The sequence below is a fragment of the Candidatus Lokiarchaeum ossiferum genome, assembly GCA_025839675.1.
GTDB lineage: Archaea > Asgardarchaeota > Lokiarchaeia > Sigyniarchaeales > Promethearchaeaceae > Lokiarchaeum > Lokiarchaeum ossiferum.
On sequence record CP104013.1, the window covers coordinates 3,654,629 to 3,666,639 of the forward strand.

Sequence of the window (12,011 nt, forward strand, 5' to 3'; positions counted from 1 at the left end):
CCTTTTTTTACCAAACCGTACTCTTTGTAATATTAGGTTGTTTTTTTTAGCCTTTCTAACACCATAAACATAAATTTATTCTTTTCTATCAAAAACCGATGATTTTTGAGGAATCCTAGATTAACATAATTGGGATCTCTATTTAAACAGTGTCGGACCAAAGGTTCATTTTGGAGGAACAATGGTCCCGATACAATTAAATTGGTTCGCGGGATTGATCGTATGGGAGCCACAAAATATCGCACATCAAATTTGATAATTCAAGATATTTTGGAGGGAATTCTTCGAGTTGAACAAGAAAACTTACATGTAAAAAACGGGATCATCAAATCGCATCTAATTAAATATACTGCTCTGAAAACTGCTACTGCCGAAAAATATCTCCAAAAAATGGAGAAAGCAGGTTATATAACATCTCAAGAAGAAGCGTGGGGAGAACGAAAAATAATCGTCTATCATACCACCCCCACCGGTCGCGAACGCTATCAATGGTTTGTAAAAATTAATGCTGAAATCGAATGAAACAAATTGGGAGAAAAATCAATGTCTAATCCAACTGAAAAGGTGCAACCAAAAATTGAAAACTCAGAGGAAACTAGCCCTAATCTCAAAGACTATTTTTCTACGGGGACTTATTCGAGAATTGAAAAGGGAGGTTTAGACTATATTCAAAAGAAGAAATGGTATCTTATTATTTCCGCAGTTTTCCCGATCTATATTTTTATTGTTGAAATTCTCACTACTCTCTTCTATTTGAGATCACTAAAAATGGAAGTGGAATTTCATGGAAGAGTGATATCCTATATACTTACTTCAAGTTTTGGAACGATGTTCATATTAATTCTGTTATTATTTCAGTTTCTTTTTCTTCTGGGTTGGAGAAAAAAATTACAGCAATATTTGGAACAAAAAGAGGGTAATCACTCACGGGATGCGGATCCAAATATTACAGATGGGGATTTAAACCAAACAACAGAACAAAGAGTTTCCTTAACAAAACTCTTTTATGGTATTGTGAATCACATGGAAAAAATTCGGACTTTATTTTTCTTCCTCAATTTCTTAGCTCTTTACATGATTTTTTCCAGCACCCGGATTTTCTGGCTTAACAAACGGCCATTTCAAATGGATAATCTCCAGTTTGGGATGATGAAATGGTTGAAAATAACATCATCAATCTTGCTTCTCTTCTATTTAGGCTTTGAATGGTTTCATTTTCTCAAATGGAACCAAAAATTCTCTCAACTTCGGGCTTTTGAAAAACGTGTGTATGAAGAATTGGATCTTTAATTCGAGCCATTTTCTTCATAACTTTTTCTGTGCTTTTCTTTTTAAATTGTAAGGTTTAACTCATTTAGGGAAATATCTCGTAAATAGAACACTTATATTGAAAAGCGACAAAATTAATTTATGGCAGGTAAATATTTATCTTTGTCAAAAATTCTCTCCATTATCGGAGGGTTGCTCATGCTTATCATTGGGGTTCTTAGCCTTTTGAGCCATTTAAATATCTTTTCCTATTCAGTACCTCTAGGCTATGCTGGTTTGGGCTTATTGGGGGCACTTGTGGGTGCGATAGTGCTTATTGCTGTAGGAGTGCTGACGTTAATGGCAACTGGAACAGTAAAAAAATCTAGTTCAAAAGTTGGTTTTAATGGTGTAACGATCTTAATTCTGGGTATAGTAGGCCTTTTATTTGGTGGTGGAGTTTGGGCTATTTTGCTTATCATCGCTGGAATTTTAATGTTAATTTAAAATTGATTCCATTTTTTGTTTTTTCTTTCTCTTCTCAATCTGGATATATTAATTTTTATGGGGAGAACTATCCTTTAGACTTTATATAGTGATCACACTAATTCTTTCTTAACTCCCCAGTAAAACTAAAATTGGGAAGAAAAGTGATAAAAATGAAAAAAATTATAACAATGCCTCTTATGGCTTTGATTATTGTCAGTATGTTTAGTTCAATGGCATTTATATCTGCGGATGAGGTCGGTGTAAATCCAGAAAATGGCAACCGTTATCAAGGCACTATAAAAGGAAATGAATCGGCTCAATTTAAATTTCAAAATCGTCTAACATTTCAAATTCGCACCAATATGAGTCTTGATGTGGATATAACCTGTGACTGCGAAAATCCGCAGCTGAAAAATATGACTATGCTGTTAAATACGACCCAAAATCGCAAAATGACCATGAATATTTCCAATAGTGAACCAGAATTAGGATTGTATAATGGAACAATTGTCATGGCCCAAAATCAACACCAATATCAATTTCGAAACCAATATATCTACAATATCTCTTTGAATGGGACCGATGCCGTAAAAGCTCAACTTCGAACTCAGTGCGATGATCCAATGGCCACTTGGGCTTATTTAAATGAAGAAACCAACGTATGGGTACCAGTGCAATCCCAGTATGAAAATGGTGAAGTATTTGCTGACACCACTCACTTCTCTATTTGGACTGTGCTTTCCTCTTTACCCCAAGGGCCAAAAGATGTTGATGTAGATCACAAATTCAATGGTAAAGTTAATGCAAATGAGACCAATCAATTCAAATTCAAGAACAATTTCCAATTCAATTTTCGTGCCAATAATAGCATGGAAGTAGACATTGAATGTGATGAAGCAGTTCAAGCAAAAACCATGGAAATGAATATGAATACCTCTGAACAAGTGCGATTACAAATCCGAATTAATAATTCTAACAGCGATTTGGGATTGACGAATGGGAGCACAATAAAAACACAAAACCGCTATCGATATCAGTTTATGGAAGGAGCAATCTTTAATTTCAGCTCAAATGCTACAGATCCTTTTATGGCTCAATTAAGATATCAAGTAGGAGAACAAAATTGCACTTGGGCCTACTATGACGAAGATAAAGGTGAATTTGTGATGGTACAATCTCAATTGGAAGATGGATATTTAATTGCCAACACCAATCACTTTTCAATCTGGACAATTCTAACCATCAACGAAATTGAAGATGAATCTACCATTCCAGGATATGCTTTCTTAGGTGTTTTTAGCATCTTGGGCTTAGCAGCAATAATTCTAAAGAAAAAACACTAATAAACAAGAAATTTTTTTTTTTTTCTCTTTTCTAAACTGTGTTTCATGATATTATGATTGCGAATGGTTTGAGGATCATGATACGGTGTGATATCATCAAAAATAACATATAGCCCAAAACGGATAGTACTATTGGAAGAATTTAAATCGATGATATCACAAATCCCTTTGCCCCCGTATAGTGGAGTAACGAAATAATCTAAAAAACTCTCGAAAATCCCTGCTTGTATGAAATAATGTGCGTATCCGTTTCCATTTATAACTTCTTCTCCCAAATAGGTACCTTGTAAAGAAATTGTGGCAACTAATTGTGTATAAGGATCTGGAAAGCCTGTCTTTGAATCAATTTTGGATTCTAAGTGGTATTCCTCCAAACATTTCAGCTCTCCAAGTAATTGGCGAATATAAATGAAGAGATCCTTTTTGTGAAGTGTATCAAGACTCAATTCGTTTAAATTTGTATAATAATGCTTTAATTTTGGGAATATTGCTTTTCCCAGCTGTTTATATTTATTTTGTCCTTCTATTGTTTGAATATTCCAATTTTCTCCCCCAATTTTTGCGATTCCTTGTAATATCGCTTGATATTGATGTCCGGAGACGCGAGATCGTAATCGATTGTGATGAATTGAATATATCTTGTCAGGACCTCGTTCAATCACTTTTTCTAGTTCAAGTTGATTGAGATATTTATATAATGTATTTCGAGAGCAAGGAATATTATTATTTAAGTTAGCAAATTTTAATCCATCGGGATTTCGATTGAGTGTGGATAATATTTTTTCACGAATTAAAAGACCTTTGGGAGTATGCACAATCAAAAAATAGAAAATTATCGTTTTAAATATTACTATTTTCATTTTTTAGTAATTCATATTTACTATATAAAAAATGAAGTCACATCCACAAAAAATCAATTTGCAAAGTTTCTAAAATTATTCCGTGATATGCTCCTTATGGCTATTTACAAATATGGTGAATTTACTCCCAAAATTGATCCATCAGCATGGATTTTTCCTTCAGCTGATATTATTGGAAATGTGGAAGTCGGAAAAGGGGTGTATATTGGAGCTGGTGCGGTATTGCGCGGGGATTATTGTAAGATAATTATTGAAGAGGGTGCGGCAATAGAAGAGCAAGTTTGTATTCATGCATCGCCAGGTAGCGAAACGATTGTAAAAAAAAATGCTGTAATCGGTCATAAAGCCATGTTGCATAAGTGCATAATTCATGAAGATGCTGTCATTGGAATGAATGCGGTTGTAACTAATAATGCAGAGATTGGTGAAGGTGCCATCATTGCTGAAGGTGCTGTTGTGAAAAATCGCGATATAATTCCCCCTCATATGATTGCTGCAGGTGTTCCAGCGAAAATAAGAGGCCCGGTACCAAAATCAACTCAAAGAGTGTGGTTGCAAGCAGGAAAAATTTATCGCCAACTCGCCATTGATTACAAAACAAAATTGATAAAATTGAAATAACTTGTTATTTTTTTCTATTTGGAGTTTATTGTGATAGGTAATCAAATTAACCAACTTTCTACTTCTGTTCGCCCCTATTCACAGATAGTTTTCTCCGAGCATCATCATCATATGCATCATCATTGTTAAATGATGATTAGCTGCAATGCAACATTCGTTCGTTTCTGATTTTCCGTAGTAATTCTATTCAGCTATGACATTTTTACAAAGAAAATCAGTGATTTTTTTTACACAAATTAAAACCAACTCTTGAAAAATGGAGGTTAAAATCATGCAAAATACAAACCCAGGTGAATATGTTCACCTCAAATTCAAATATGCAAACCAAGCCTAATACCCCGACAATTCGTCCAAGATCTATTATAGATCGAATCGTAGATTACGTCCCTCCCATTGAAAACCGGATGGGAAAGTTACGATTGGACTTTAATGAAAATACGATTGGTTGTTCTACCAAAATTTTGGAAGCCATACGTGAACTAACTGTTGAAGATTTCGCAGTATATCCGAATTATTTGCCCTTTAAACAGAAACTTTCAAATTATCTTGAAGTTTCACCAAAAAATCTTCTGTTAACCAATGGAACCGATGAAGCGATAAAACTTGTCCTAGAAACTTATCTCGAAGCCCAAGATGATATTATTCTTCCCTCTCCGACCTTTTCCATGTTTGAAGTTTATGCTTCAATAGTTGGGTGTAAAATTACGAAAGTCCTTTACAAAAAAGATTTATCGTTCCCTTTTGATCAAACAATTGCCTCCATTACTTCGGATACTAAATTAGTAGTGTTGGTAAATCCAAATAACCCCACAGGTACTGCAATATCCGAGGAAGAAATTTCTCAAATTCTCCAATTTACTCAAAAGAGAAATATTTTGGTGTTGATTGATGAAGCTTATTATCAGTTTTATGGTAAATCGGCTATAAAATATTTGAATGAGTTTAAAAATCTAATAATATTGCAGACTTTTTCTAAAGCATTTGGATTAGCAGGTATTCGATTAGGATATATAATCTCCAATCCATCCACAATCCAAACCTTACAAAAAGTACTATCTCCCTATAGTGTAAATAAATTAGCAATAGTTGCTGGTTCTGCAGCATTATCCGATTTAGAATACATATCTGCATATACTAGGGAAATTCGTAAGAATCGACTATTTTTAGCTTTAGAAATTCAAAAACTTGGATTTAGTACTTTTCCATCTCAAGCTAATTTCATAGTGGTGAATTTCAAAGAGAAATGTGAGTTTTTATGTAATCAGTTAAAAATGGGTGGAATATTGACCCGAAATCGATCTAAATATCCTTTATTACAAAATTGCTTGCGAATCACTATTGGAACCAAGTACCAATGTGAGTTTTTACTAAAAGAAATTAAATTTCTCTTAGATCAATGGGATTTTTTTACAAAAAAAGGGTATTCCATCCCTGATAATTTAATTAAAATACGAAATCAAAATGGTGCATGGAGATAAATAAAATGAGAACAACCAAATTAACACGAAATACAAATGAAACTCAAATTGACATATCCATTAATTTGGATGGAACCGGAATTTATGATGTCAAAACACCAATAGGATTTTTAACTCACATGTTAGAATCTTTTGCAAAACATGGCCTATTTGACTTAGAATTAAATTCTATGGGGGATTTGGAAGTCGATCAACACCACCTAGTGGAGGATGTTGGAATTGCTTTAGGGGAAGCTTTCGATCAAGTTTTAGGGGATAAAAAAGGGATCAATCGAAATGGATTCTGTATTTATCCTATGGATGATTCTCTTGTCACTGTAGCTTTAGATCTCGGAGGAAGGCCTTATTTCTCTTTTTTGGGAGAATTCCGACGAAGATACTGCGGAGAGTTGGATCTTGATTTACTTGAGGATTTCTTTAGAGGTTTTTCGAGTGCATTGAAAATAAATTTGTTTATTGAGATAAATCAAGGTACAAATGATCATCACAAAGTAGAGGCGATTTTCAAAGCCCTTGCCAAAAGTTTGATGCAAGCATGCAGTATTAATTCTCGTATCAAAAATATTATTCCGAGTACAAAAGGTGTGATCTAAATGGATGATAACATTGCAATAATTGATATTGGGAGTGGAAATCTCCAAAGTGTTCAAAAAGTCCTCAAATACTTAGGAAAAGATTCAGAAATTATCGTTAATCCAGAGAAAATATCCAAGTTTGACAAAGTGATTTTACCTGGCGTAGGAAATTTTGGAAAAGTGATGGAGGGTATAAGATCAAGAGGATTTGAGACGCCAATCAAAGAAATTATCAATCAAAATACAAAATTCCTTGGGATTTGTGTAGGGATGCAAGTTTTGTTTGAAAGTAGTGATGAGAGTCCGGGATGTCCAGGGCTATGTTCATTCAAAGGAAAAGTCCTCAAATTTCAAAAGGGAAAAATTCCCCAAATTGGATGGAACCTCCTTGAACCACGCGAATCTAAAATAATTTCTAAAGGGTATGTGTATTATGTCAATTCTTATTATGTTCAGCCTGAAAATGAATCCTTAATCTCTGCAACATCAGATTATTATGGAGAATTTACTGGTGCTATTCAATTCAAAAACCTCACGGCAGTACAATTCCACCCAGAAAAAAGTGGGGAATATGGTATTGAATTTTATCGGAGATGGTTATCGTGCTAACTAAACGCATTATTCCTTGCCTTGATATTAAGGACGGCAGAGTAGTCAAAGGAATCAATTTTGAAAACTTCAACGATGCAGGAAATCCTGTAGAACTCGCAAAGTACTATAATAATCAAGGTGCGGATGAGTTATCAATCTTGGATATCACTGCTTCATATGAAAAACGAGATATCATATATGATATTGTTGAGAAGGTAGCCAATGAAGTTTTTATTCCTTTATCTGTGGGGGGCGGTATTAAGTCATTAGACGAAATACGAAAACTTCTCTCTCTTGGGGCCGAAAAAGTCAGTCTTGGCAGTAGTGCTGTTCAAGATCCTAGTTTAATCAAGAAAGCTTCCGAAGAATTTGGAACGCAAGCGATAGTTACTTCCCTCGATGTGAAAAAAAATCATTTCATGAAAAATGGGTGGGAAGTCTATATCCACGGAGGTAGAACTGCTACCGGGTTGGATGCTCTGAATTTTGCCCAGCGAATGGAGAGATTTGGAACAGGAGAAATTTTATTGAATTCCATAGATAGTGATGGTACGCAACAAGGGTTTGATTTAACTCTAAATCGATTATTTAGTGAAACTTTAAATATTCCGATTATTGCATCTGGTGGGGCTGGATCTGTTGAGGATATCTACAATGTTTTCACAGCCGGTAAGGCAGATGCGGCCTTAGCTGCCAGTATTTTTCACTACCACAAAATTACAATCAAAGAGGTTAAAACTTTTTTAAAAGAAAAAAACATCGAGGTCCGAATATAATGATAATCCCAAGCATAGATTTAATGAATGGAAAAGCAGTGCAGTTACAACAAGGAAAAAAACTGATCTTAGAAAGAGAAGACATTTTTGAATTAGCTAATGAATTTAAAAAGTATGGTGAAATCGCAGTTATTGACTTAGATGCTGCCCTAGGTAAAGGAGATAATATAGATATTATCAAAAAACTTTGTTCGATTGCACCTTGCCGTGTGGGTGGTGGAATCCGATCTTTGGAAAGAGCTAATGAATTATTACAGGCTGGAGCTCAAAAAATCATCATTGGGACGGCTGCGACTCCTGAATTTCTACAAAAGTTGCCAAAGGATCGTTTAATTGTTGCAATTGATACTAAAGGGGATAAGGTGGTGAACCGAGGATGGCAAAATAAAACCAATATCACCCCTCAAGCAATGATTGCTCTTGTTGACTCTTTTTGTTCTGAATATTTATTTACGAATGTTGATGTCGAAGGAATGATGCAAGGTCTCGAGTTTAAGATTGTAGATGAACTTCAACAACTCACAAAAAATCCCATGACCGTTGCAGGTGGAACAACAACAATCTCCGATATAAAAGATCTTGAAAAAAGGAACTTGAATTCACAAATTGGAATGGCAATCTATACAGGAGCTATAGAATTATCAGAAGCTTTTGTTGAAATGATTGATTTCGATAAAGGTGCTGGATTAGTACCCACTATTGTCGAAGATGATAAAGGCCAAATTCTAATGCTGGCTTATTCTAATCGCCAATCGTTGTTGCAAACGTTTAAAACGGGTTTAGGCACCTATTTTAGCAGATCTCGAAAGGAAATATGGATCAAAGGAAAAACTTCTTCCAATATGCAAACTTTCATCACTGCCCGATACGATTGTGATCGAGATACTTTGTTGTTTCGAGTAAAGCAGGAAAACCGAGCTTGTCATTTGGAGCAATATAGTTGTTTTGGAGATCAACGTTTTTCGTTGTCAAATCTTTATGAAGTGATCACTGATCGTATTGATAATCCTTCGCCACAATCCTATACCTCAAAAATTGTTCAACAAGAATCCTTAATTATGGCAAAAATTCAAGAGGAATCTGCAGAAGTTGTGAATTATGTTGATAGAGATAATTTAGTGTGGGAAATTTCTGATTTGACTTATTTTCTGATGGTTTTAATGGCAAAAAAAGGGATAACTCCTGCAGAAATTAGAAATGAACTATGGAGGCGACGACGATAATGCAAATACCCTCAAATAAAATTCGATTTGCTTTACCTTCTAAAGGAAGAATGGGCAAATCTACTCTTGAATTTCTTGAAAAATGTGGGTTGCGAATCCACCGAAAAAATAGGGATTATATTGGTTCTATTGCGATGTTTCCTGATGTTCAAATTGTGTTTCAAAATCAATCGGATATTATCAGAGGTATTGAGGGTGGTTCTCTTAATTTTGGTATCGTTGGATTTGATCTGGTGAGTGAATTGATGAATTCATATAGCTCCGAAACGGTTATTATTCATGAAAATCTTGAATTTGGGCGATGCAATCTTGAACTTGCTATTCCAGAAGAATGGAGCGCGCAATCACTTGAAGAAGTTTTCGTTTCAAATAAAAAAATTCGTATAGCAACTAAATTTCCCCGGTGTACCGAGCGGTTTTTAGAAAATTATAGAACACAATTTGAAATTATTGAAGGTAAAGGAGCTCTTGAAGTGTATCCTGCCCTAAATTATTGTGATATTATTGTTGATTTAGTATCTTCTGGTGAAACTTTGCAAGCCAATCGATTGAAACAAATACAAAATGGTTGTATTTTGTCTTCACAAGCCGTGTTCATTGGAAATCGCTTCAGCCTGGAACAACCAGAAGTGTTGGAAATTGCACGTCAATTATTAGAATATTTTGAAGCTTATTTACGGGGAAAAAAATATGTACAGATATTTGCTAACATGAAAGAGGCCGATCCACGGGAACTTACGCGAAAATTATTTGCTCTCCCCGAATTAAGTGGATTGCAAGGACCAACAATTTCTCCTGTTTATACTCCTTCAGGACAAACATGGAATGCTATTCACATCATTGTGCCTAAAAATCAACTACAAAAAGTGATCCGTGCTTTGAGATCAATTGGTGGGAGTGGTGTAATTGTTTCTCCAACCCTCTATATTTTCGAAGAAGAACCATTATGTTATCGACAATTGCTCCTAACTATCAATGGAAAGGGTGTTAATTAAATGGAAATATGCCGAAATTTAGAGGATCTAGATCACTATATTCAGAAGAATCAATTATCTGAAATTGATTCAGTGAAAAATATTGTATCAAAGGTGAAACGAGAAGGAGATGCTGCAGTGAAATATTTCACTTCTCTCTTTGATCAGAAGACTATGGATCAATTTGAAGTTGAAAAGATAAAGATTGAAGAAGCATATTTAAAAGCCGATAAATCGACTATTTCTGCAATAAAGAAAGCAGCGAAACGAATTGAAATATTTGCAACTAAACAAATGGGTTGTTTTCAGGATTTTTCCTATGAAGATGATGTTTCAGAGCTAGGCCAAAAAATAGTTCCTTTGGATTCAGTTGGATGCTATATTCCTGGAGGTCGGTACCCTTTATTCTCTACTGTTTTAATGACTGTAATTCCCGCAAAAGTTGCAGGTGTTAAAAACATAATTGTTTGTTCTCCAAACATTCACCCTCTAACATTAATTGCTGCAGATATTGCAGGAGCATCACAAATTTTTCAAGTTGGTGGTGCTCAAGCAATAAGTGCGATGGCTTATGGAACAGAAAGTATTCCAAAAGTATGTAAAATAGTTGGACCTGGTAATCAATATGTTTCTTATGCTAAAAAATTAGTTTATGGAGAAGTAGGAATTGATTTTATCGCAGGACCAAGTGAAGTATTAGTCATTGCAGATGAAACCGGGAATTCTTCCTACATTGCAGCCGATTTACTTGCTCAAGCCGAGCATGATCCGTTAGCAATACCTATTTTGCTAACTACATCAGAGAATATAGCGCAAGCTGTGAATAAAGAAATCAATTATCAACTCAATGAATTAAAAACCAAAGCCGTTGCAGATGTTGCTCTTTTAAATGGAAAAATTTTTCTCGTAGATTCGATAACAACTGCAGTCACAATATCCAATCGTATCGCTCCAGAACATTTAGAGCTTCAAGTCCACGACATTGATAAGATTGTGCCACTGTTGACAAATTATGGCTCTTTATTCATTGGAAATAATTCTGCTGAAGTGTTTGGAGATTATTGCTCTGGGACAAATCACGTTCTTCCAACGAATGGCGCTGCCAGATATTCTGGAGGTTTGTCAGTAAAGGATTTCCTAAAAATTCTTACTTATCAAAAAATGAAGGAGAACATTTCTACGGATTTTATCGAAATTGCTACGAATATGGCTAAACAAGAAGGATTGGATGCGCATCATAATGCTGCATTTTTGCGACAAAAACATAATCAGAATCTTAAATAAATTAGCAATTTTTTTTAGGTTCCATTTTTTCCTAAATATATGAAAATAATACCTTATGAATCTAGTTTGGAATCACAGATTGTAAAACTAATGGCCGATTTCCGTGTTACTCTGTCATCCTTCAAAAATGTTAAACGAAATCCAAATCTCATTATTGCCAAAGAGGAATTATGTGAGTATCTTTCTAATAATTTTCCAATTTTTATTGCAATTGATAATCAAGGTATACTACATGGGTACATCGTCTGTCGTATTCAAGATCAGGTTGTGTGGGCTGAATCAATTTATGTTAAACATAATTCTCGTAAACAAGGTATTGCATCTAAGCTCTATTTAGAAGCAGAAAAAATAGCTGTTTCGTTAAATTCTGATACTGTTTATAATTGGGTGCATCCAAACAATACCAAAATCATCCCATTTCTAAAATCCCGAGGATATAATGTCTTAAATTTAATCGAGCTCCGGAAACCACATTTAGGTGAAAATCTATCTATGCATATCTCAATTTTAGATAATGTATTTGATTACTGAACAATCCATTAAATAAAT

14 protein-coding genes are annotated in these 12,011 nt (G+C 34.6%); 13 read left to right on the forward strand and 1 reads right to left on the reverse strand.

The annotated features are described in order from the left end of the window. The first annotated feature begins 222 nt into the window (after positions 1-222). The 4 genes from NEF87_RS15445 to NEF87_RS15460 all read left to right on the forward strand — a co-directional run bounded on the left by NEF87_RS15445 (position 223) and on the right by NEF87_RS15460 (position 3,080). Entirely contained in the window at positions 223-522 is a 300-nt protein-coding gene (locus tag NEF87_RS15445; protein ID WP_371802296.1) for a hypothetical protein, read from the forward strand. Positions 523-543: 21 nt separating this feature from the next. Continuing rightward, a complete protein-coding gene (locus NEF87_RS15450) occupies positions 544-1,290 on the forward strand; it encodes a hypothetical protein (RefSeq protein WP_457916513.1) in 747 nt (248 codons plus the stop codon). Between the two features lie 120 nt (positions 1,291-1,410). Further along, complete coding sequence (locus tag NEF87_RS15455; RefSeq protein WP_371802298.1) at positions 1,411-1,755, forward strand: hypothetical protein; 345 nt, start codon at positions 1,411-1,413, stop codon at positions 1,753-1,755. A gap of 152 nt (positions 1,756-1,907) precedes the next feature. After that, entirely contained in the window at positions 1,908-3,080 is a 1,173-nt protein-coding gene (locus tag NEF87_RS15460; protein ID WP_457916514.1) for a hypothetical protein, read from the forward strand. On the opposite strand, the gene NEF87_RS15465 is transcribed toward NEF87_RS15460, so the two are convergent. Next, positions 3,077-3,940, reverse strand: coding sequence for a hypothetical protein (locus NEF87_RS15465; RefSeq protein ID WP_457916515.1), 864 nt, complete (start codon positions 3,938-3,940; stop codon positions 3,077-3,079). The two genes, NEF87_RS15460 and NEF87_RS15465, sit on opposite strands and share 4 nt — an antisense overlap. A gap of 96 nt (positions 3,941-4,036) precedes the next feature. Between NEF87_RS15465 and NEF87_RS15470 the strand changes: the two genes are divergently transcribed. From NEF87_RS15470 to NEF87_RS15510, 9 genes are all read left to right on the forward strand, one after another. After that, the gene (locus NEF87_RS15470) at positions 4,037-4,561 is read left to right on the forward strand and encodes a gamma carbonic anhydrase family protein (RefSeq protein ID WP_457916516.1); all 525 of its coding nucleotides are present in this window, start codon (positions 4,037-4,039) and stop codon (positions 4,559-4,561) included. 296 nt (positions 4,562-4,857) lie between these two features. Beyond that, entirely contained in the window at positions 4,858-6,039 is a 1,182-nt protein-coding gene (gene hisC, locus NEF87_RS15475) for a histidinol-phosphate transaminase (RefSeq protein ID WP_457916517.1), read from the forward strand. 5 nt (positions 6,040-6,044) lie between these two features. Then, positions 6,045-6,632 (forward strand): imidazoleglycerol-phosphate dehydratase HisB, encoded by a 588-nt coding sequence (gene hisB / locus NEF87_RS15480; protein WP_457916518.1) that lies wholly within the window; start codon positions 6,045-6,047, stop codon positions 6,630-6,632. Beyond that, positions 6,633-7,223 (forward strand): imidazole glycerol phosphate synthase subunit HisH, encoded by a 591-nt coding sequence (gene hisH / locus NEF87_RS15485; RefSeq protein WP_457916519.1) that lies wholly within the window; start codon positions 6,633-6,635, stop codon positions 7,221-7,223. Beyond that, positions 7,217-7,981: an imidazole glycerol phosphate synthase subunit HisF gene (gene hisF / locus NEF87_RS15490; RefSeq protein ID WP_457916520.1), complete on the forward strand. Its 765-nt coding sequence runs from the start codon at positions 7,217-7,219 to the stop codon at positions 7,979-7,981. Before hisH ends, hisF begins: the two co-directional genes overlap by 7 nt. Continuing rightward, a complete protein-coding gene (gene hisE / locus NEF87_RS15495; RefSeq protein ID WP_457916521.1) occupies positions 7,981-9,204 on the forward strand; it encodes a phosphoribosyl-ATP diphosphatase in 1,224 nt (407 codons plus the stop codon). The genes hisF and hisE overlap by 1 nt, the downstream gene beginning before the upstream one ends. After that, on the forward strand, positions 9,204-10,199 hold the full coding sequence (gene hisG / locus NEF87_RS15500; protein WP_457916522.1) for an ATP phosphoribosyltransferase: 996 nt from the start codon (positions 9,204-9,206) through the stop codon (positions 10,197-10,199). The genes hisE and hisG overlap by 1 nt, the downstream gene beginning before the upstream one ends. Next, complete coding sequence (hisD, locus tag NEF87_RS15505) at positions 10,200-11,462, forward strand: histidinol dehydrogenase (RefSeq protein ID WP_457916523.1); 1,263 nt, start codon at positions 10,200-10,202, stop codon at positions 11,460-11,462. A gap of 39 nt (positions 11,463-11,501) precedes the next feature. Beyond that, entirely contained in the window at positions 11,502-11,993 is a 492-nt protein-coding gene (locus tag NEF87_RS15510) for a GNAT family N-acetyltransferase (RefSeq protein ID WP_457916524.1), read from the forward strand. Positions 11,994-12,011 lie beyond the last annotated feature (18 nt).

Coding starts and splice junctions, on each gene's coding strand:
- NEF87_RS15445 (WP_371802296.1), top strand. CDS start 223: ATGGGAGCCACAAAATATCGCACATCAAATTTGATAATTCAAGATATT.
- NEF87_RS15450 (WP_457916513.1), top strand. CDS start 544: ATGTCTAATCCAACTGAAAAGGTGCAACCAAAAATTGAAAACTCAGAG.
- NEF87_RS15455 (WP_371802298.1), top strand. CDS start 1,411: ATGGCAGGTAAATATTTATCTTTGTCAAAAATTCTCTCCATTATCGGA.
- NEF87_RS15460 (WP_457916514.1), top strand. CDS start 1,908: ATGAAAAAAATTATAACAATGCCTCTTATGGCTTTGATTATTGTCAGT.
- NEF87_RS15465 (WP_457916515.1), bottom strand. CDS start 3,940: ATGAAAATAGTAATATTTAAAACGATAATTTTCTATTTTTTGATTGTG.
- NEF87_RS15470 (WP_457916516.1), top strand. CDS start 4,037: ATGGCTATTTACAAATATGGTGAATTTACTCCCAAAATTGATCCATCA.
- hisC (WP_457916517.1), top strand. CDS start 4,858: ATGTTCACCTCAAATTCAAATATGCAAACCAAGCCTAATACCCCGACA.
- hisB (WP_457916518.1), top strand. CDS start 6,045: ATGAGAACAACCAAATTAACACGAAATACAAATGAAACTCAAATTGAC.
- hisH (WP_457916519.1), top strand. CDS start 6,633: ATGGATGATAACATTGCAATAATTGATATTGGGAGTGGAAATCTCCAA.
- hisE (WP_457916521.1), top strand. CDS start 7,981: ATGATAATCCCAAGCATAGATTTAATGAATGGAAAAGCAGTGCAGTTA.
- hisG (WP_457916522.1), top strand. CDS start 9,204: ATGCAAATACCCTCAAATAAAATTCGATTTGCTTTACCTTCTAAAGGA.
- hisD (WP_457916523.1), top strand. CDS start 10,200: ATGGAAATATGCCGAAATTTAGAGGATCTAGATCACTATATTCAGAAG.
- NEF87_RS15510 (WP_457916524.1), top strand. CDS start 11,502: ATGAAAATAATACCTTATGAATCTAGTTTGGAATCACAGATTGTAAAA.